Here is a 19,712-nt window from a genome sequence, read left to right on the forward strand (position 1 = left end):
TTCGTCAGCACTGGAACAACGCTTTGCGCCATTCCCTCCTGACGCCAGCGGTGTAGAATCGCGAGATTCATCGCCATTCATCCCCGGCGGGTTTATGAGCTCAGGCTGAGACCAGCGGCGATCCCGCAACGTCATCGGCAACATCAGGACACACGGCCATTTCTGAGTGTTCCAGACGTCAATAGAAGCTCACTCCCCTTTGATACCTGATTAGCCGCCCGGAGTGCTCCATGCCAGATTACCGCTCGAAAACATCCACCCACGGCCGCAACATGGCCGGCGCCCGCGCACTGTGGCGCGCCACCGGGATGAAAGATGACGACTTCAAGAAGCCGATCATCGCCATTGCCAACTCCTTCACCCAGTTCGTACCGGGCCATGTGCACCTGAAGGACCTGGGCCAACTGGTTGCCCGCGAGATCGAACGCGCTGGCGGCGTTGCCAAAGAATTCAACACCATCGCCGTGGACGACGGCATCGCCATGGGCCACGACGGCATGCTCTATTCGCTGCCGAGCCGCGAGATCATCGCCGACTCCGTCGAGTACATGGTCAACGCCCACTGCGCCGACGCCATCGTCTGCATCTCGAACTGCGACAAGATCACCCCGGGCATGCTGATGGCCGCTCTGCGCCTGAACATCCCTGTGATCTTCGTCTCCGGCGGCCCGATGGAAGCCGGCAAGACCAAACTGGCCAGCCACGGTCTCGACCTCGTCGACGCCATGGTCATTGCCGCCGACTCCAGCGCTTCTGACGAGAAGGTTGCCGAGTACGAGCGCAGCGCCTGCCCGACCTGCGGTTCGTGCTCCGGCATGTTCACCGCCAACTCGATGAACTGCCTGACCGAAGCCCTGGGCCTCGCACTGCCGGGCAACGGTTCGACCCTGGCCACCCACAGCGACCGCGAACAGCTGTTCCTGCAGGCCGGCCGCACCATCGTCGAGCTGTGCAAACGCTACTACGGCGAGAACGACGAGTCGGTACTGCCGCGCAACATCGCCAACTTCAAGGCGTTCGAGAACGCGATGATGCTCGACATCGCCATGGGCGGTTCGACCAACACCATCCTGCATTTGCTGGCCGCTGCCCAGGAAGCCGAGATCGACTTCGACCTGCGTGACATCGATCGTCTGTCGCGCAAGGTGCCGCAACTGTGCAAAGTTGCGCCGAACATCCAGAAGTACCACATGGAAGACGTTCACCGCGCCGGCGGCATCTTCAGCATCCTCGGTTCGCTGGCCCGTGGCGGCCTGCTGCACACCGACCTGCCGACCGTGCACAGCCGCAGCATGGAAGAAGCCATCGCCAAGTGGGACATCACCCAGACCGACGATGAAGCCGTGCACCATTTCTTCAAGGCAGGCCCGGCGGGCATTCCGACGCAAACCGCGTTCAGCCAGTCAACCCGCTGGGAAACCCTGGACGACGACCGTGAAAACGGCTGCATCCGCAGCTTCGAACACGCCTATTCGAAAGAAGGTGGCCTGGCCGTGCTGTACGGCAATATCGCCCTGGACGGCTGCGTGGTGAAAACCGCCGGCGTCGACGAGTCGATTCACGTCTTTGAAGGCAACGCGAAGATCTTCGAAAGCCAGGACAGCGCGGTACGTGGCATCCTCGCCGACGAAGTGAAGGAAGGCGACATCGTCATCATTCGCTACGAAGGCCCGAAAGGCGGCCCGGGCATGCAGGAAATGCTCTACCCGACCTCGTACCTGAAATCCAAAGGCCTGGGCAAAGCCTGCGCCCTGCTGACCGACGGCCGTTTCTCCGGCGGCACTTCCGGTCTGTCCATCGGCCACGCTTCGCCAGAAGCTGCGGCCGGCGGCGCGATCGGTCTGGTACAGGACGGCGACAAGGTGCTGATCGACATTCCGAACCGCTCGATCAACCTGTTGATCAGCGACGAAGAACTGGCTGCCCGCCGGGTCGAGCAGGACAAGAAGGGCTGGAAACCGGTCGAACAGCGTCCACGCAAAGTGACCACCGCCCTCAAGGCCTACGCCCTGCTGGCGACCAGCGCCGACAAGGGTGCGGTGCGCAACAAGGCGATGCTCGACGGGCTGTAAGCGTCAAATCGCAGAAACAAAAATGCCCCGCCAAGTGCGGGGCATTTTTTTGCCTTCAGTTTGATCGTTTGATCGTTCCCACGCTCCCGCGTGGGAATGCCTCAAGGGACGCTCTGCGTCCAGTGACGCGGAGCGTCACGGGCTGCATTCCCACGCGGAGCGTGGGAACGATCATCGCGCTCTGCTCGAGAGCGATCACCGTAGCAATTACTGGATTTCTTCAGGTTTGACGATCACCCAGTTCTTGTCCGCCGTCACCGGCAAACCTTCTTTCGCCTGGGCCGCCGCGTGCTTGGCCATCATGCCCTGGATCTGGGTCATGTATTTGTCCTTGCGGTTGACCCACAGGTGAATGCCGCCCTTGGCCACGTCCACATCGTGGAACAGCATGTAGCCGTCGCTGGTCGGCGTGTCGCCACCCACCAGTACCGGTTTTTTCCACTCGTCGATGTAGGTCAGGATCGCCGCGTGCTTGCCGGCCATCCAGGTCGCCGGGGTCCACAGATAAGGGGTCAGTTCGAGGCCGAGGTTGGCTTTCTCGTCATATTTGCCGGCGGTGATCTGCTTGCGCGCGGTGGTCAGCTCGCCGGTCTCGCGGTTCTTCAGCAACGTGGTCACGCCGATCACATTCTGCGGTTTGACGTTGTAGCCATACTTCGGATCGGCCGCGACCATCCGCACCAGTTCTTCGGAGGCGGCGGTCATCACGTAGACCTCGATGCCGTTCTCCATCAGCTTGTTGTACAGCTCTTTCTGGCCAGTGAAGATCTTCGGCGGATTCACATCCAGATTCTTGACCACGTCACCTTCGTAATAGGTCGCCGGCACCGGTTTGCCCGAGGCCATCAGCTCATCGACGTAGCCCTTGAGTTCCTTGAGGGTGAAGCCGGAAAACACCTGAGCCACCCATGGATAGCAGACCATGTCGTCGACTTCGCAGAGGCGGTAGTAATAGCTGAACAGGCTTTCCTTGTGGTCGGCGGTGTCCTTGAACGGCATCAGTTTCAGGGAAGGGTCGAGCTTGTCGCGGGTGATCAGGCCCTTGTTTTCCATGAACGGCAGCAACGACTCTTCGAGGTCGTAGCGGTAACTGGTGTTGTCCATGTCGAACACCGCGTAGTTACCCTTGTTGGCGTTGGCAGCGATCATCGCGTCCAATGCCTTGGCCTGATCCGCCGGCCAGTGTTTCAGGTCGGTGGCGAATGCCTGAGTGGCCAGGCCCATCCCCACAGTCAGTGCGACAGCCAGAAATTTCGGTGTGAACTTCATTGGCGCTTTCTCCCTGGGTCAAAGAAATCGACGCTAACAAATATGTGTGACAGTCCTCGTCTGTCAGCGACCGTCCACGTCCGTTTCGCGCCAGCTGCATCCCCGAGAGCGACACCCGCTTATTCCAAAAACGACGGACGACCTCTGATTTCGGTATTAAATCATTGCAAATCAAACTGTTAGGCTTGCCGGTTCGCAGCAGCCCCGGAAGGCTGTTGGCACAGTCTTTTCTGGAGTCCTCATGAATCTGCCCCTGATTCTCAACCTGCTGGTGTTCCTCGCCCTGCTCTTCGGCCTGGCGCAAACCCGCCACACTTCGTGGAGCCTGGCGAAAAAAGTCCTGCTCGCGCTGGTGCTGGGCGTGGCATTCGGTGTCGCGCTGCACACGATTTACGGTGCCGGCAACCCGGTACTGAAAGCCTCGATCGGCTGGTTCGATCTGGTCGGCAACGGTTACGTGCAACTGCTGCAAATGATCGTGATCCCGCTGGTATTCGCCTCGATCCTCAGCGCCGTGGCCCGTCTGCACAACGCTTCTTCGCTGGGCAAGATCAGCTTCCTGACCATCGGCACGCTGCTGTTCACCACCGCGATTGCGGCGGTGATCGGCATCGGCCTGACCAACCTGTTCGGCCTGACCGCCGAAGGCCTGGTCGCCGGCACTCAGGAAATGGCCCGTCTGCAAACCATTCAGACCGACTACGCCGGCAAGGTCGCCGACCTGAATGTGCCGCAACTGCTGTTGTCGTTCATCCCGCAGAACCCGTTCGCCGACCTGGCGCGGGCCAAACCGACCTCGATCATCAGCGTGGTGATCTTCGCCGCGTTCCTGGGGGTTGCCGCGCTGCAACTGCTCAAGGATGACGTCGAGAAAGGTCAGAAAGTGATCAACGCCATCGACACCCTGCAAGCCTGGGTGATGCGTCTGGTGCGTCTGGTGATGAAGCTGACCCCTTACGGCGTGCTGGCGTTGATGACCAAAGTGGTGGCCGGTTCCAACCTGCAGGACATCATCAAGCTCGGCAGTTTCGTGGTGGTGTCGTACCTCGGCCTGGGCCTGATGTTCGTGGTGCATGGCTTGCTGGTATCGGCCGCCGGGATCAATCCGCTGCGTTTCTTCCGCAAGATCTGGCCGGTGCTGACCTTCGCGTTCACCAGCCGCTCCAGTGCGGCGAGCATCCCGCTGAGCATCGAAGCGCAGACCCGTCGTCTGGGCATTCCGCAATCGGTGGCAAGCTTCGCCGCATCGTTCGGTGCGACCATCGGCCAGAACGGCTGCGCCGGTCTGTACCCGGCAATGTTGGCGGTGATGGTTGCGCCAACCGTCGGCATCAACCCCCTGGATCCGCTGTGGATCGCGACGCTGGTGGCGATCGTGACCTTGAGTTCGGCCGGTGTGGCGGGCGTGGGTGGCGGTGCGACCTTCGCCGCGCTGATCGTGCTGCCGGCCATGGGCTTGCCGGTTTCGCTGGTGGCGTTGCTGATTTCGGTCGAGCCGCTGATCGACATGGGTCGTACGGCCCTGAACGTGAGCGGTTCGATCACCGCTGGCGCGATTACCAGCCAGGTGATGCAGCAGACCGACAAGGCACTGCTGGATGCCGATGAGCATGCGGAGCTAGCGAGCTAGCAAGCTGCAAGCTGCAAGCTGCAAGCTGCAAGCTGCAAGAAGAGCATTCCAGCTTTTACTTGCGGCTTGCAGCTCGAAGCTTGTAGCTATCTTCTTTCCCAGACTTCGAAATTGTAAGCCGGTTTATCGCCTTCAGCCGGATTCGGCACGTTCGACACCAGCGTCCACTGGTTCAGATCGAACTCCGGAAACCACGCATCCCCTTCCGGGCTCAGTGCCACGCGAGTCAGATACAGACGATCCGCCTGCGCCAGCCCCTGCGCATACAATTGCGCCCCGCCAATCAGCATCAATTCGTCGACGCCCTGCTCTTTCGCCCACGCTTCGGCGCGAACCACGGCCGCTTCCAGCGACGGATAGACTTCCGCGCCTTCCAGCACCAGACCGGTCTGGCGGCTGACCACGATATTCAAACGCCCCGGCAACGGACGACCCAGCGAGTCCCAGGTCTTGCGGCCCATGATGATCGGCTTGCCGAGCGTCGTGGCCTTGAAGTATTTGAAGTCCCCCGGCAGGTGCCAGGGCATGCTGTTGTCGACGCCGATCACACGGTTTTCACCGAGGGCTGCGATCAGGCTGAGGGGGAGTGATTTAGTCATGCCGGCGAGGATACCAGAGCCGCCCTTACCCCGATAAGCGCCACAGCGGTTATGCTCACGGCTCAATCAAGCAACGGGATGCCGCGTGACTGAACTGACTTCACTGCAAAACCTCTGGCTCACCGAAACCGTGCGCCTGCGCGAAGAACACGCAGGCCCGCTGGACGATCTGGAAGCCAATCGCCTGGCCCGCGCGGCCGGCGGCGATCTGCCGGGACGCATTCAGCGCCGCGCCCTGTGGCTGGCCGAGCGCGACGGCCTGACCGCCGCGCTCAAGCACTGGCTGCAAGGCGCGCGTCTGGCGCTGGTGCTGCTGGCGATCTTCGCGGTACTGAGCGGCGCAGGGCTGGCCTTCGCCGCACTGGGCCAGACGCCGGTCAATGTGTTCTGGGCCCTGGGCAGTCTGCTCGGGCTGAACCTGATTCTGCTGTTGAGCTGGGCGCTGGGGCTGATCTTCGCTGGCGAACATGGCGCCACCCTCGGCCGCTTGTGGCTGTGGCTCAGTGAAAAACTCGCCCGCGACGCCAAGGCGGCGCAACTGGCGCCGGCTCTGCTGCTGATGCTGCAACGCAAGAAGCTCAATCGCTGGGCACTCGGTACGCTGGTCAATGGCCTGTGGTTGCTGGCGATGGTCAGCGCGCTGTTTTTGCTGCTGACGCTGATGGCGACCCGGCGCTACGGCTTCGTCTGGGAAACCACGATTCTCAGTGCCGACACGTTCATCAACATGACCCAGGCCCTCGGCGCATTGCCGGCGCTGCTGGGCTTTAACGTGCCCACAGTCGAAATGATCCGCGCCAGCGGCGACACCGCGCTGAACATCGAAAGCGCCCGTCAGGCCTGGGCGACCTGGCTGGTCGGCGTGCTGGTGGTGTACGGCGTGCTGCCGCGCCTGCTGTTGGCGCTTTTTTGCTTCTGGCGCTGGAACAGCGGCAAGGCTGCGTTGCGCCTGGACCTGAACCTGCCCGGCTACGCCCAACTGCGCGAACGCCTGATGCCGACCAGCGAACGCCTCGGCATCACCGACCCGGAGCCTGCGCAATTGCACCGCGTCGAAAGCACCGTGGGCGAACACGCCAGCGACGGCGCGCTGCTGGTGGCAATCGAACTCGATGACCAACACTCATGGCCGCCGACGCTGCCGAAAAACGTCAGCAACGCCGGCATCCTCGACAGCCGTGAATCGCGCAACAAACTGCTCGAACAGCTCAGCCGCTTCCCGCCGGCGCGCCTCGCGATTGCCTGCGACCCACGGCGTTCGCCGGATCGCGGCAGCCTGGCGCTGATTGCCGAGCTGGCGCGCAACGCCGCCGCAACCCGTGTCTGGCTGTTGCAAGCGCCGCAAGGACAAGCGCTGGACGCCGAACGCCTCGGTGACTGGCACGTGGCATTGCATCAGCTGGAACTGCCGTTCGCCGATTGCGCCCCGTTGAACTGGCTGGAGCACGGACATGACTGATGCCTGGAAAGCGCCGCTGAAACTGGCGGTGGTCGGCCACACCAACGTCGGCAAGACTTCGCTGTTGCGCACACTGACCCGCGACGTCGGCTTCGGCGAAGTCTCCCATCGCCCGAGCACCACGCGGCATGTCGAAGGCGCGCGGTTGTCGGTGGATGGCGAGCCGTTGCTCGACCTCTACGACACACCCGGTCTGGAAGATGCCATCGCCCTGCTGGATTTTCTCGAGCGTCTGGAACGTCCCGGCGAACGCCTCGACGGCCCGGCACGGCTGGCGCGGTTTCTCGATGGGAGCGAAGCGCGCCAGCGTTTTGAGCAGGAAGCCAAGGTGCTGCGGCAACTGCTCGATTCCGATGCCGGCCTGTACGTGATCGACGCCCGCGAACCGGTGCTGGCCAAGTACCGCGACGAACTGGAAGTGCTGGCCAGTTGCGGCAAACCGTTGCTGCCGGTGCTGAATTTCGTCAGCAGCGCCAACCACCGCGAGCCGGACTGGCGCGAAGCACTGGCGCGTCTGGGACTGCACGCGCTGGTGCGTTTCGACAGCGTCGCCCCGCCGGAAGATGGCGAGCGGCGGCTTTATGAAAGCCTCGCACTGTTGCTGGAAAACGCCCGCCCACAACTGGAACGGCTGATCGCCGATCAACAGGCCCAGCGCCTCGCCCGCGAGCAAAGCGCCGCGCGCTTGATCGCCGAACTGTTGATCGACTGCGCCGCGTGCCGACGCAGTGTGGCGAGCAACGCTGAACAGGAACAACAGGCCATCAGCGAACTGCGCAAAGCCGTGCGCCAACGCGAACAACGCTGCGTCGAAGCGCTGCTCAAGCTCTACGCTTTCCGCCCGCAGGACGCCGCCGCCAGTGATCTGCCGCTGCTCGACGGGCGTTGGGGCGATGACCTGTTCAACCCGGAAACCCTTAAGCAGCTTGGCGTGCGAGTCGGCGGCGGGATTGCCGCGGGTGCAGCCGCCGGTGCGGGTGTGGACTTGCTGGTCGGCGGCATCACCCTCGGCGCCGCCGCTCTGGCCGGGGCCATTGCCGGCGGCGCCCTGCAAACCGCCCGCAGCTATGGCAACCGCCTGCTGGGCAAGATCAAAGGGCAGCGGGAGCTGACGGTCGACGACAACGTGTTGCGCCTGCTGGCCCTGCGTCAACGGCAACTGCTGCAAGCGCTGAACGCCCGAGGCCATGCGGCGCTGGACAGCATTCAGGTAGCAACGCCGCAAGACAAGACCTGGCGCGAGGGCAAGTTGCCGGAGGCGCTGAACATCGCCCGGGCCCACCCGCAATGGTCGTCGCTCAACCCGCATCCGAAACTGAATCAGGCCCAGCGTCAGGAACAGATCGATGAACTGGTGAGCAAAGTCCTCGAACTCTAGAACCAGCCGAGCTTGAGGAACGGTTTGACCAGCGCCGTCACCCGGCTGCGATCGGTGCGATTGGCGCGCCCGTCGTTGTCGACGTCCGAACACAGGACAACCTCGAAACCGCCATCGTTATCCAGGTCGTGGACGGCGGCCTTGTAAGCGATGGTTTCGCCCTTATGAAAGTGCAGCCTCACTGATTCCGGCGTTCCATCGCGGCCGGGGTTCAGAGCGAAGATCCGCAGATGCCGCGTGTCCTCATCGGCCGCGTTGAACCAGGCACATTTCAGATAGGTTCGGGTGAAGCTGCGCAGTTGCGCGACTTCACGGGCAGAGGCTTCGCGCCAATCCTGTTCGCTGTCATGAAAGCGCAACTGGACAGTGTCCCCTGCGCCGCTGCCGGATCGATCCCGGGCAATCACTTTCAAAAAACGCATCCGTGCGCTCCTTCGGCAAAAAGACCAGTCTGGGCCGAAGGGGCAATACCTGCCATGCACCGTTTCCCGGTTTGGCGTAAGAAGGTTCAGCGCGTCTCGCCGGACAGCACGGTGAAGGCCTTGTGCTTCAGCTCCGCAAGATCCATCACCGGCACGGCCATTTCCTTCGCCAACTCATCCCACTGGCGCATCCGCAGACTGACGGCGCACAACGGATCCTGCTCGAACGCATCGGCTTCAGCCTCGGTCATCACACCGCCCTGATAGTCCAGGGTGCGGCGGCTGGCTTCGCTCAAGCGCTCGTAATAACCCGACTCCCTGAGCGTCAGATAGCGCTTGGCCTGGACGTGATATTCCACCAGCCGCGCCATGCGTTCGCTGAAGCCGGCCTCACGCAAGTAATCCGCGCCGAGGTGTTCGTGGCTGACCACGCCGTAACCGCCCATGTTCTCTGCGCCTACGGCACACAAATGACCGATGTCGTGGAAGAACGCAGCGAGCACCACTTCGTCGTCGAAGCCTTCAGCGATGGCCAGTTGCGCCGCCTGGGACATGTGCTCGATCTGCGACACTGGTTCGCCGATATAGTCGCTGGCGCCGAAGCGCTCATAGAGGCCGAATACCCGGGCGATGACTTGCTCCTGACTCAACATCAGTTCTCTCCAAAAAGCTGTGCCACATTGCGCTCGGCCATGGCCGGGCCGACGCTCATGCCGACGCCGCTGTGCATCAGCGCAACACTCAGCCCCGGCGCCGGACGCAGGAATGAAAACGGCCCCGGCCCCCGGGCACCATAGACACCCTGCCAGCGCTCGACCACTTGCACCTTGCAACCGAGGGTGTGCTCGGCCAGTTCGAGCATCCAGTCATCGACCTGCTCGGCGTTGAACGGCGATGGATCGCTGCCGTAATGGTGAGAATCGCCAATGATCAGTTCGCCATACGGCGTCGGGCTGATCAGCAGATGAATGCCGTTTGCCTGCAAGTGCGGTTGTTCGCGCAGGATTTGCGCCTGAACTGCCGATGCTTCCGGCAGGTCAGCGAAAGCGCCGTAATGCACGCAGCTGAGGCCGGTGAGCAAGGCGTGTTGCAAGTTCAGGTCGATCTGCGGTCGGGCGCGGAGCATTTGCAGGCGGCAGATTTGCGGGTCGAGGGCAGCAATCGGCTCGGCCAGCAGGGTCTGATAATCGTGACCGGAACAGACGATGACCTGCTTGGCGGTGAATGTGCCGGAAGTACTTTGCAGGCGCCCAGGCTCGACGTCGCGCACCAGCGTGGAGAAGTGAAATTCGACGTTGAGTTCGCGACGCAGGTATTCGATCAGCGCCGGAATCGCTTCCCGGGAATACAGCTGCTGATCGTCCATCCCGTGCAGCGCGGCGCGGTGATGGCTGAACTGACCGCCGTACAAATCGCGCAACGCGGCACCGCGCAGCAGCTCGACGCGGTAGTCGTGCTCGACGGCGCGCCCGGCGCAGAAGGCTTCGAGCAGAAGCTCTTCGGCTTCGGTGCGGGCGAAAAGGTACGAGCCGTTGCGCTTGAGTTGCAGGCCGGCGAGCTGCGCCCACTGGCCCCAGATGTCGCGGCTGGCTTTGGCCAGTTCGAGCATCGGACCCGGTGGCTGACCGGTGACCAGCGCCTGGCCGAAGTTGCGCACCGAAGCGCCGAGTGGCGTGGCGGTACGCTCGAAAACCGTGACCTTGAGACCGCGCCGGGCGGCGGCATAGGCGTGGGACAGGCCCAGGATGCCGGCGCCGACGATCAGCAAGTCTTTGTGTTGTGTCATGCAGCTACCTCAATGATCGTTCCCACGCTGATCGTTCCCACGCTCCGCGTGGGAATGAATACCGTGACGCTCTGCGTCACAGAGGACGCGGAGCGTCCTTGGCTGCATTCCCACGCGGAGCGTGGGGAACGATCAATGCTCCGTCAGGGAACGATCGGGTAAGAAGATTTACTTGGCAGCGACTTTCTCGGACTTGCCGTCATAGCGCTTGCGCCATTCGGTCAGGATCTCGTCGCGGTTCTTCGAGGCCCAGGCGAAGTCGTTCTTGATCAGGCGCTGCTCGTAGTCGGCCGGCAGCTCCGTCTGTGGCTTGGCGATGCCCGGCTGGGCGAGGACGGCGAAGTTTTCCTTGTACAGGTCCATCGCCGGGGCGCTGGCGGAAAAGTCGGCCAATTTCTTCGCGGCCTCTTCGTGCGGCGTGCCTTTGATCACTGCAGTTGCTTCGATCTCCCAGCCCAGGCCTTCCTTTGGCAGGATGATGTCCAACGGCGCGCCCTGGCGCTTGAGCTGAACGGCCGGGTATTCGAAGGAAATGCCGATCGGAAATTCGCCCGCCGCCGCCAGTTTGCAAGGCTTGGAACCGGAGTGAACGTACTGGCCGATGTTCTGGTGCAGACCGTCCATGTAGGCCCAGCCCTGTTTCTCGCCGAAGGTTTGCAGCCAGGCGCTGACGTCGAGGAAACCGGTGCCGGACGAAGCCGGGTTCGGCATCACGATCTTGCCCTTGTACTCAGGCTTGGTCAGGTCCTGCCAGCTCACCGGTTTGGTCAGGCCCTGTTTCTCGGCCTCGACGGTGTTGAAGCAAATGGTTGCGGCCCAGACGTCCATGCCGACCCAGGCTGGCGGGTTGGCGGCGTCGCGGTAGTTCGCGCCGATCTTGCCCAGATCCTTCGGTGCATAGCTTTGCAGCATGCCTTGCTGATCGAGGATCGCCAGACTCGACGCCGCCAGGCCCCACACTGCGTCAGCCTGCGGGCGATCCTTTTCGGCCAGCAGTTTGGCGGTGATGATCCCGGTGGAATCGCGCACCCACTTGATCTCGACGTCCGGGTTGGCCTTTTCGAAGGCCTCTTTGTAGGACTTCAACTGCTCGGCTTCGAGGGCGGTGTACACCGTCAACTCGGTTTTTGCCGCGAAGGCATTCAGGCTGAAAGCAGCGAGCACAGCAGCGGCCAGGGCCATAGGCTTGAACATGATCGTTTTCCTGTAGGTGAGTTGAGGCGATAGGGATAAGTCGTAGATCAGTGACCGGGCGCCGTTTGCCGCCAGGCCTGGGAACGGCGCAGCAAGCCGCGCGAAGCCCACGCCAGCAGCAAGGACACGCCCGCCGAGGTGAACAGAATCAGGGTCGACATCGCCGCCGCGCCGCCGACGTTGCCGGCGTCATCCATGTTCAATACCGCTACCGCCGCGAGGATGGTGTCGGGGCTGTAGAGGAAGATCGCGGCGGACACGGTGGTCATGGCCGAGACGAACAGGTAGCGCACGATGTCCAGCAGCGCCGGCAGGCAGATCGGCACGGTGACCCGCAGGTAATGCCGGTACAGCGGCGCCTTGAGCGACAGCGCGGCGGCTTCGAATTCGGCGTCGAGCTGACGCAGCGCGGTGGTGGCGGTCATCTGCGCAGTGGTCAAATAGTGAGCAATGGTGCAGACGATCAGCAGGGTCATGGTTCCGTACAACACGTGCAGCGGGTTGCCGGTCAGGTTGAAGAAGAAGACGTAACCCAGACCGAGCACCAGCCCCGGCACCGCCATCGGTACGAAACTGAGCATGCGCAGTGTCAGATTCAGCCCGCGCTGGCTGCGGGTCTTTTCCATCAGATAGGCGCCGGTGAAGATCAGCATGCTGCCGATCAACGCCGTGCCCAGCGCCATCTTCAAACTGTTGCCGTAGGCCAGCCAGCCACCGCCAGCGGTCTCGTTGAACTGATAGTGGTTGAGCGACAGCGACAGGTTGTACGGCCAGAACTTCACCAGCGACGAGAACACCGCCATGCCGGATACCAGCAGCAACGCGGCGCTGATCAGCAGGACCACGCTGAGATAAAAGGCATCGCGCTTCTTCGACGGTGCCGGTTTGAACACCTGGGCGCGGCCGCTCATGGAATCACCGTGACGCCGACGCAGCCAGGCATCGACGCCGAAGCTGAACAGTGCCGGCAGCAACAGAACCATGCCGATCAGCGCACCGCGCCCGAATTGCTGCTGGCCGACCACCGCTTTGTAGGCTTCCAGCGCCAGCACTTGATAGTCGCCACCGACCACCACCGGCACACCGAAATCGGTGATGGTCAGGGTGAACACCAGACAGAACGCGGCGAACACAGCCTGGCGGGTCGCGGGCCAGGTGATGCTGCGGAAGGCTTTCGCCGGACTGGCGCCCATGCTCGACGCAGCGTCGAACAATCGCGCATCCGCCAGCGACAGGGCTGACAGCAAAATCATCAAGGCGTGTGGGAAGGTGTAGATCACCTCGCCCAGAACAATCCCCCAGAAACCGTAGATGTTGTCCGACAGCAGCCCGCGCAACATGCCCTGATTGCCGAACAGATAGACCAGCGCGATCCCCGGCAACATCGAAGGTGCCATCAGCGGCAGCAGCGAAACCCCGCGCCAGATGCCTTTTGCCGGAATCATCGTGCGCTGCAAGGCGTAGGCAAACAGGTAGGCCAGCGGTACGACGATCGCCGCGACGCTGAGGGAAACTTTCAGGCTGTTGCCGAGCAGCCAGTGGAAATTGTCGCTGGTCACCAGTTCCTTCGCAGCGAGCCAGCCACCGCCCTGCCCGGCTTCGCTGCTGAAGCCGCGCCAGAAGATCGCCAGCAATGGCAACAGCACCGCCACACCGAGCAGCACCAACAGCAGGAGTTTGCCGCCGAGGACGAAGATCCGGTCGCCGACCTCGGCCCCGGACACCTGCCGCGCCTGCTTTTGCGGTAGCGGCAGTGCGAGGTTGCTGTTCATCAGGCAAACACCTGCAGGCTGCGTGGCGGCAAGGCGACCATGATCTGCTGGGCGCCGAGGCGTGGCATGGCTTCCGGTGCCAGTTCGGCGAGCAAGGCATGACCGGGCAATTGATCGAGTTCGAAGCTCATGCGGCAGCGGTTGCCGAGGAAGGTGATCTCGCGAACCTTGGCCGGGAACAGGTTTTCTTCGTGCACCAACGGATTGACGTTGATCGCTTCCGGACGGCAGAACAACCGGCCCGACGGACTATGGACGCTGCCGTCGGCCAGGCGCAGGTTCATCCCGCCGACCTTGGCGTGGCTGTCGCTGCTGCGCTGGAACGGCAGCCAGTTGCCCTGGCCGACGAACTCGGCCACGAACGGTGTGGCCGGGCGGTTGTAGATTTCCTGCGGGGTGGCGTACTGCTCGACCTTGCCGTTGTTCATCACGGCGATGCGATCGGCCATCAGCATGGCTTCGTCCTGATTGTGGGTGACCATCAGGGTGGTGATGCCGAGGTTGCGTTGCAGTTGGCGCAGCTCGGTGCACAGATGCTCGCGGACCCGGGCGTCGAGGGCCGACATCGGTTCGTCGAGCAACAGCAACGACGGCGCGGGAGCCAGGGCGCGGGCCAGTGCCACCCGTTGCTGCTGGCCACCGGACAACTGGCCCGGGTACTTTTTCTCACTGCCGCTGAGGCCGACCAGTTCCAGCATCTGACCGACGCGACGGCGCACTTCATCGCGACCGCTGCCGGCGAGGCCGTAGGCAATGTTCGCTTCGACGGTCAGATTGGGGAACAACGCGTAGGACTGGAACAGGATGCCGTAATCCCGAGCCTGGGGCGCGAGGTGGGAAACGTCGCGCTCGCCGAGGTACAACTCGCCGCTGTCTTGTTTCTCCAGACCGGCGATGCAACGCAACAAAGTGGTTTTGCCACAGCCCGACGGGCCGAGCAGGCACACCAGCTCACCGGCCGCGACATCGAGGGAGACGTTATCCAGCGCCGTGAAAGCGCCGAAGCGCTTCTGCACGCCGCGCACTTTCATCGGTGCGCCGGGGTTGGTCAGGGCAGTTGCGATTGCAGGGTTCATGGACAGGCCTCATCAAGCAGATGAGACGAATCCTAGAGTTGTAATGCGTCGGTCATATGGCAACAAGGCAAAATCGACCGATAGTGGTATTCAGGGATTTTGGTTCACCGCGGATCGCGGATCGTTCCCACGCTCTGCGTGGGAATGCAGCCCGGGACGCTCCGCGTCCCAAGAGCGGACGCAGAGCGTCCAATGAGGCATTCCCACGCAGAGCGTGGAAACGATCATTACGATCAAGCCGGGGACATTTCCTGCGCCAGGCCGAGAAACGCGGCCGGCAAGCGAGCGTTCTTGCGTTCCTTGAGGCAGTAGAGGTATTCGGGAATCTGCGGCGCATTTTCGAGGGTCAGCACCCGCAACTGCGGATCGTGCGGCACTTCCTGGCGGGCGATGATGCTGATGCCGATGTTGCGCAGCACCGCTTCGCGGATCGACTCGCGGCTGCCGATCTCCAGCAACGGGCCGAAACTGACGCCTGCACTGGCGAGCAATTCTTCGGTGAGCCGCCGAGTGGTCGAGCCGGATTCACGCATCAGCAAGGTATGCCCGGCCAGCGCGCTCAGCGCCACATGGTCGTGCGCCGCCAGCGGATGATTGCGATGCACCGCCAGCACCAGCGGATCGCTGCCGAGCACCCGGCGGATCAGCCGCGCATCGTCGAGCAGTTGCGACGACGCCGCGACATCCACCCGGTAATCCTCCAGCGCTTCGAGCACCTGCTGCGAGTTGCCGATTTCCACCGAGACTTCCACCTGCGGCAGGCGCTCGCGGAAGGTCTTCACCAGATCGAGGATGTAATACGGCGCGGTGGCGGCGATGCGCAGCGTGCCCTGGACCTGGCCGCTGTTGCGCAGGAAGAATTCGATATCGGCTTCTTGCTGCAACAGCGCCTTGACCATCGGCAACAGCCGCGCGCCTTCGTCGCTGACGCTCAGACGCCGGCCGCCACGGTAGAACAGCTCAACCGAATACTGGCTTTCCAGATTGCGGATCTGGGTGGTCACGGTCGGTTGGCTGAGGCCGAGCTTTTTCGCCGCCAGCGTGATGCTGCCCAAGCGGGCCACCATGTAAAAAGCCTTCAGCTCGGCACTCAGCACAACCGTCCCTCTTCCTCTATTTGCGCAGCAGGCGCAAACCGTTGAACACCACCAGCAGGCTCACGCCCATGTCGGCAAACACCGCCATCCACATGGTGGCGAGCCCGGCGAAGGTTACCCCAAGAAAGATCGCCTTGATCACCAGCGCCAGCGCGATGTTCTGTTTGAGGATAGCGGCGGTATGGCGCGACAGGCTGATGAACGCCGGTATCTTGCGCAGATCGTCGTCCATCAGGGCGACATCGGCGGTTTCGATCGCCGTGTCGGTGCCTGCCGCCGCCATCGCAAAACCGATTTCGGCGCGAGCCAGTGCCGGCGCATCGTTGATGCCGTCGCCGACCATGCCGACCCGACGGCCCTGCGCATACAGGTCTTCGATGGCTTGCAGTTTATCGGTGGGCAGCAAGTCGCCCTTGGCCTGATCGATCCCGACCTGCGCCGCAATCGCCTGGGCGGTGTGGACGTTGTCGCCGGTGAGCATCAGGGTTTTCACGCCCAGTTCGTGCAATTGGCGGATCGCCTCGCGGCTGGTTTCCTTGACGGTATCGGCCACGGCGAACAGCGCCAGCGGGCCGGAGCGGTCGAGCAGCAGCACCACGGACTTGCCCTGTTTCTCCAGCGCGAACAGTTTTTCTTCCAGTTGCGGCGAGCACAGGCCCAGCTCTTCGACCAGACGGTGGTTGCCCAAATGGTAGACCTGACCGTTGACCTCGCCTTTTACCCCACGGCCGGCCAGCGCTTCGAAGTTGTCCACAACCAGAGCCGCGAAACCTTTATCCACAGCCGCGTTGGCGATGGCCAGCGACACCGGATGATCGGAACGCCCGGCCAGCGCGGCGGCAATCGCCGGGGCCGTGGCGTCGGCGGTCGGGTCGAGGGACAGGTAATCGGTCTGCACCGGTTTGCCGTGGGTGAGGGTGCCGGTCTTGTCGAGGGCCAGATAGTCGAGCTTGAAACCGCCCTCCAGGTACACGCCGCCCTTGACCAGAATACCTTTGCGCGCCGCTGCGGCGAGGCCACTGACGATGGTCACCGGGGTGGAAATCACCAATGCGCACGGGCACGCGACGACCAGCAGCACCAGCGCGCGGTAGATCCAGTCGAACCACGCGGCGCCCATGAACAGCGGCGGGATGATCGCCACGGCCAGGGCCAGGACGAAGACCACCGGGGTGTAGATTTTCGAGAACTGATCGACGAAGCGCTGAGTCGGCGCCCGTGCACCTTGCGCCTGTTCCACGGCGTGGATGATTCGCGCCAGGGTGGAATTGTTCGCCGCAGCGGTCACCGCATATTCCAGCGAACCGGCCTGGTTGATGGTGCCGGCGAACACCTTGTCGCCAACGGTTTTTTCCACCGGCAGGCTTTCACCGGTGATCGGCGCCTGATCAATGGTCGAACTGCCGCTGACGACTTCACCGTCCAGCGCGATACGCTCACCGGGCTTGACCCGCACGCGGGCGCCGAGATCGATACTTTTGACGTCCAGTTCGACCCAGTTGCCGTCAGCCCGCAACACCGTCGCCTGCTCCGGAGTCATCTGCATCAGGCCGCTGATGGCGTTGCGCGCGCGATCCAGCGAGCGCGCTTCGATCAGCTCGGCCACGGTGAACAGGAACATCACCATCGCCGCTTCCGGCCACTGGCCAATCAACACGGCGCCGGTCACGGCGATGCTCATCAGCGCATTGATGTTGAGGTTGCGGTTCTTCAGGGCGATCCAGCCCTTCTTGTAGGTGGTCAGGCCGCCGCTGAGGATCGAGATCAACGCGATGATCGCCACCACCCAGGTCGGCGCGGCGCTGGTGAAGTGGATAACTTCAGCAGCCAGCGCACCGACGCCGGAAAGCGCCAGCGGCCACCAGTGTTTTTTCACCGGCGCCGGCGTTGGCGCTTCGACGCCCGCCTCCAGCGGCTCGGCCTGCATGCCGAGGGATTTGATCGCGTCGATGATCGGCGCGGTGTCCGCCAGATTGTGAGTCACGCCGAGCACGCGGTTGATCAGGTTGAATTCCAGCTGCTGGATCCCGGCCAGTTTGCCAAGCTTGTTCTGGATCAGCGTCTGCTCCGTCGGGCAGTCCATCGCCTCGATGCGGAAGTTGCTCAGCCGGGCGTCGGCGCTTTTTGCCTCGCTCAGTTGAACAAGCGAAGGTGCGGCGACTTTCGACGAACAGCACGAGTCTTCACTCGAATGAACCGGCGCAGGCGTAACGGTTTTCGACCCACAGCAGGAATCGCCGCCGTGGGCATGTTTATGCACAGGCTGCAGTTTGTGACTGTGATCGTGCCCGTCGCCGGGCTTGTGGGTGTGCAGGGAATCGCTCATTGGTCGCGTCCATGAAGGTGCCTGTTGCCAAGTAAAGACCCTGTAGCCACTATAGGGTCAAGCACCCTTTTGGAGATTGCCGTCATGAAGATCGGAGAACTGGCGAAACAGACCGATTGCGCCGTGGAAACCATCCGCTACTACGAGCGTGAAAACCTGCTGCCGGAACCGGCCCGCAGCGACGGCAACTACCGCGTCTACACCCAGGCGCATGCCGAGCGCCTGACCTTCATCCGCAACTGCCGCACACTCGACATGACCCTCGAAGAAATCCGCAGCCTGCTCGCCCTGCGCGACAGCCCGCAGGATCAGTGCGAAAGCGTGAATGCGCTGATCGACGAACACATCCAGCACGTCAAGGCGCGGATCGACGGGCTACTGGCGTTGCAGACGCAACTGCTCGACCTGCGCCAGCGTTGTGGCGAAGGGCCGGAGGCGGATCAGTGCGGGATCCTGCAGCGGCTGGAAGTGAGTGGCGGGGTTGTGGCGGCGGAGGTTGAGCATTCGCATGTGGGCCGCAGTCACGGCCACTAACGATTGACGCTCGTTCCCATGCTCCGCGTGGGAATGCCGCCATGGACGCTCCGCGTCCAAAGTGACGCGGAGCGTCACGGGATTCATTCCCACGCAGAGCGTGGGAACGATCCTGCCGACTAGACCGCCATCGGCGCGGTCATCGGCGCATGGTGCTCGTAGCCTTCCAGCGAAAAATCACTCGGCTCAACCAGCTCCAGCCACTCCGGCTGATACAAACCCGTCTTGGCAAACTCCGGCACGCGGTCCGAAATCTTCAGTTTCGGCATGGCGAACGGCTCGCGCTTGAGCTGTTCGTTGAGCATGTCGAGGTGGTTTTCGTAGACGTGGGCGTCACCGATGAAATAGGTGAACCAGCGCGGCGTGTAGCCGGTCAGGCGACCGATCAGGCTCAGCAGCGCGGCGCCTTCGGTGAGGTTGAACGGCGTGCCCAGGCCCAGGTCGTTGGAGCGGATGTAGAGGGTCAGGGAGATTTCCTTGGTCTCGACATTCGGGTGGAACTGGTACAGCAGATGGCACGGCGGCAGGGCCATTTCATCGAGCTGGGCGCAGTTCCAGCCGTGGAACAGGATGCGCCGGCTGCCCGGATCCTTGATGATCGTGTCGACGCACTGGCGCACCTGATCGATGGCCTTGTACAGCACCACGTAGGCCTGGCCGTCTTCTTCGCCCTGGGCAATCTGCTTGTAGCCGTTGCTCAGGGTTTGTTCGATGGCGGCGGTGTTGCTCAGCGGGATCTGCTTGTACGCCGGCCATTTGCGCCATTGCACGCCGTAGATTTCGCCGAGGTCGTCTTCGCCCTGACGGAACGGATTGGCCAGCCACTGAGCGTTTTCGTTGGCGTTCTGATCCCAGACCTTGCAGCCCAGCGCACGGAATTCGGCGGCGTTGTTCACGCCACGCAGAAAGCCGCACATCTCGCCGATGGCCGATTTGAAGGCCATCTTGCGGGTGGTGATCGCCGGGAAACCTTCCTGCAGATCGAAGCGCAGCATGGCGCCCGGAAAGCTGATGGTGTTCACGCCGGTACGGTTGGCCTGTTTGGTGCCGTTGTTGATGACGTGCGACACCAGATCGAGATATTGCTTCATGAGTTAC

Annotated in this window: 16 protein-coding genes; 5 read left to right on the top strand and 11 right to left on the bottom strand. The window is 62.7% G+C overall.

What is annotated here, in order from left to right:
- The first annotated feature begins 230 nt into the window (after positions 1-230).
- On the top strand, positions 231-2,072 hold the full coding sequence (ilvD, locus tag BMZ46_RS15230) for a dihydroxy-acid dehydratase (RefSeq protein WP_011336405.1): 1,842 nt from the start codon (positions 231-233) through the stop codon (positions 2,070-2,072).
- A 207-nt stretch (positions 2,073-2,279) separates the two neighbouring features.
- Here the strand turns inward: ilvD and BMZ46_RS15235 are convergent, their stop codons facing one another.
- Entirely contained in the window at positions 2,280-3,341 is a 1,062-nt protein-coding gene (locus BMZ46_RS15235; RefSeq protein WP_011336406.1) for an HAD family hydrolase, read from the bottom strand.
- Positions 3,342-3,582: 241 nt separating this feature from the next.
- Here BMZ46_RS15235 and BMZ46_RS15240 point away from each other — a divergent pair, with 241 nt between their 5' ends.
- A complete protein-coding gene (locus tag BMZ46_RS15240) occupies positions 3,583-4,971 on the top strand; it encodes an L-cystine transporter (protein WP_039767903.1) in 1,389 nt (462 codons plus the stop codon).
- A gap of 86 nt (positions 4,972-5,057) precedes the next feature.
- On the opposite strand, the gene BMZ46_RS15245 is transcribed toward BMZ46_RS15240, so the two are convergent.
- Positions 5,058-5,570: a dihydrofolate reductase gene (locus BMZ46_RS15245; RefSeq protein ID WP_081353123.1), complete on the bottom strand. Its 513-nt coding sequence runs from the start codon at positions 5,568-5,570 to the stop codon at positions 5,058-5,060.
- Positions 5,571-5,655: 85 nt separating this feature from the next.
- On the opposite strand from BMZ46_RS15245, the gene BMZ46_RS15250 reads away from it, so the two are divergent.
- Both BMZ46_RS15250 and BMZ46_RS15255 read left to right on the top strand, forming a co-directional pair.
- A complete protein-coding gene (locus BMZ46_RS15250) occupies positions 5,656-7,029 on the top strand; it encodes a DUF2868 domain-containing protein (protein WP_074690125.1) in 1,374 nt (457 codons plus the stop codon).
- Positions 7,022-8,407 carry a GTPase/DUF3482 domain-containing protein gene (locus BMZ46_RS15255; protein WP_074690123.1) on the top strand — a complete coding sequence of 462 codons (1,386 nt, stop codon included), beginning with the start codon at positions 7,022-7,024 and terminating at the stop codon, positions 8,405-8,407. The genes BMZ46_RS15250 and BMZ46_RS15255 overlap by 8 nt, the downstream gene beginning before the upstream one ends.
- Here the strand turns inward: BMZ46_RS15255 and BMZ46_RS15260 are convergent.
- The 8 genes from BMZ46_RS15260 to BMZ46_RS15295 form a co-directional block, all read right to left on the bottom strand.
- On the bottom strand, positions 8,404-8,829 hold the full coding sequence (locus BMZ46_RS15260; RefSeq protein ID WP_039767899.1) for a hypothetical protein: 426 nt from the start codon (positions 8,827-8,829) through the stop codon (positions 8,404-8,406). The two genes, BMZ46_RS15255 and BMZ46_RS15260, sit on opposite strands and share 4 nt — an antisense overlap.
- 86 nt (positions 8,830-8,915) lie before the next feature.
- Entirely contained in the window at positions 8,916-9,482 is a 567-nt protein-coding gene (locus BMZ46_RS15265; protein ID WP_074690121.1) for a phosphonate degradation HD-domain oxygenase, read from the bottom strand.
- Positions 9,482-10,615, bottom strand: coding sequence for a TIGR03364 family FAD-dependent oxidoreductase (locus tag BMZ46_RS15270; RefSeq protein ID WP_074690119.1), 1,134 nt, complete (start codon positions 10,613-10,615; stop codon positions 9,482-9,484). Before BMZ46_RS15270 ends, BMZ46_RS15265 begins: the two co-directional genes overlap by 1 nt.
- Positions 10,616-10,783: 168 nt before the next feature.
- Positions 10,784-11,809, bottom strand: coding sequence for a putative 2-aminoethylphosphonate ABC transporter substrate-binding protein (locus BMZ46_RS15275; RefSeq protein ID WP_074690117.1), 1,026 nt, complete (start codon positions 11,807-11,809; stop codon positions 10,784-10,786).
- A gap of 47 nt (positions 11,810-11,856) precedes the next feature.
- A complete protein-coding gene (locus tag BMZ46_RS15280; protein ID WP_074690115.1) occupies positions 11,857-13,581 on the bottom strand; it encodes a putative 2-aminoethylphosphonate ABC transporter permease subunit in 1,725 nt (574 codons plus the stop codon).
- Positions 13,581-14,657: a putative 2-aminoethylphosphonate ABC transporter ATP-binding protein gene (locus tag BMZ46_RS15285; protein ID WP_074690113.1), complete on the bottom strand. Its 1,077-nt coding sequence runs from the start codon at positions 14,655-14,657 to the stop codon at positions 13,581-13,583. Before BMZ46_RS15285 ends, BMZ46_RS15280 begins: the two co-directional genes overlap by 1 nt.
- 233 nt (positions 14,658-14,890) lie before the next feature.
- Positions 14,891-15,754, bottom strand: coding sequence for a LysR family transcriptional regulator (locus BMZ46_RS15290; protein ID WP_039767890.1), 864 nt, complete (start codon positions 15,752-15,754; stop codon positions 14,891-14,893).
- Positions 15,755-15,770: 16 nt separating this feature from the next.
- Positions 15,771-18,080, bottom strand: a complete 2,310-nt coding sequence (locus BMZ46_RS15295; RefSeq protein WP_074690111.1) for a heavy metal translocating P-type ATPase — start codon at positions 18,078-18,080, stop codon at positions 15,771-15,773.
- Positions 18,081-18,164: 84 nt separating this feature from the next.
- On the opposite strand from BMZ46_RS15295, the gene cadR reads away from it, so the two are divergent.
- Entirely contained in the window at positions 18,165-18,614 is a 450-nt protein-coding gene (gene cadR, locus BMZ46_RS15300; RefSeq protein WP_007953454.1) for a Cd(II)/Pb(II)-responsive transcriptional regulator, read from the top strand.
- Positions 18,615-18,733: 119 nt separating this feature from the next.
- Here the strand turns inward: cadR and BMZ46_RS15305 are convergent, their stop codons facing one another.
- Positions 18,734-19,705: a thymidylate synthase gene (locus tag BMZ46_RS15305; RefSeq protein ID WP_074690109.1), complete on the bottom strand. Its 972-nt coding sequence runs from the start codon at positions 19,703-19,705 to the stop codon at positions 18,734-18,736.
- Between the last annotated feature and the right edge of the window lie 7 nt (positions 19,706-19,712).

The organism is Pseudomonas sp. NFIX49 (assembly GCF_900115915.1).
GTDB lineage: Bacteria > Pseudomonadota > Gammaproteobacteria > Pseudomonadales > Pseudomonadaceae > Aquipseudomonas > Aquipseudomonas pharyngis.

Bases quoted from the DNA above. Each gene is read 5' to 3' on its own strand.
- ilvD (WP_011336405.1), top strand. From the start codon at position 231: ATGCCAGATTACCGCTCGAAAACATCCACCCACGGCCGCAACATGGCC.
- BMZ46_RS15235 (WP_011336406.1), bottom strand. From the start codon at position 3,341: ATGAAGTTCACACCGAAATTTCTGGCTGTCGCACTGACTGTGGGGATG.
- BMZ46_RS15240 (WP_039767903.1), top strand. From the start codon at position 3,583: ATGAATCTGCCCCTGATTCTCAACCTGCTGGTGTTCCTCGCCCTGCTC.
- BMZ46_RS15245 (WP_081353123.1), bottom strand. From the start codon at position 5,570: ATGACTAAATCACTCCCCCTCAGCCTGATCGCAGCCCTCGGTGAAAAC.
- BMZ46_RS15255 (WP_074690123.1), top strand. From the start codon at position 7,022: ATGACTGATGCCTGGAAAGCGCCGCTGAAACTGGCGGTGGTCGGCCAC.
- BMZ46_RS15260 (WP_039767899.1), bottom strand. From the start codon at position 8,829: ATGCGTTTTTTGAAAGTGATTGCCCGGGATCGATCCGGCAGCGGCGCA.
- BMZ46_RS15265 (WP_074690121.1), bottom strand. From the start codon at position 9,482: ATGTTGAGTCAGGAGCAAGTCATCGCCCGGGTATTCGGCCTCTATGAG.
- BMZ46_RS15270 (WP_074690119.1), bottom strand. From the start codon at position 10,615: ATGACACAACACAAAGACTTGCTGATCGTCGGCGCCGGCATCCTGGGC.
- BMZ46_RS15275 (WP_074690117.1), bottom strand. From the start codon at position 11,809: ATGTTCAAGCCTATGGCCCTGGCCGCTGCTGTGCTCGCTGCTTTCAGC.
- BMZ46_RS15280 (WP_074690115.1), bottom strand. From the start codon at position 13,581: ATGAACAGCAACCTCGCACTGCCGCTACCGCAAAAGCAGGCGCGGCAG.
- BMZ46_RS15285 (WP_074690113.1), bottom strand. From the start codon at position 14,657: ATGAACCCTGCAATCGCAACTGCCCTGACCAACCCCGGCGCACCGATG.
- BMZ46_RS15295 (WP_074690111.1), bottom strand. From the start codon at position 18,080: ATGAGCGATTCCCTGCACACCCACAAGCCCGGCGACGGGCACGATCAC.
- cadR (WP_007953454.1), top strand. From the start codon at position 18,165: ATGAAGATCGGAGAACTGGCGAAACAGACCGATTGCGCCGTGGAAACC.
- BMZ46_RS15305 (WP_074690109.1), bottom strand. From the start codon at position 19,705: ATGAAGCAATATCTCGATCTGGTGTCGCACGTCATCAACAACGGCACC.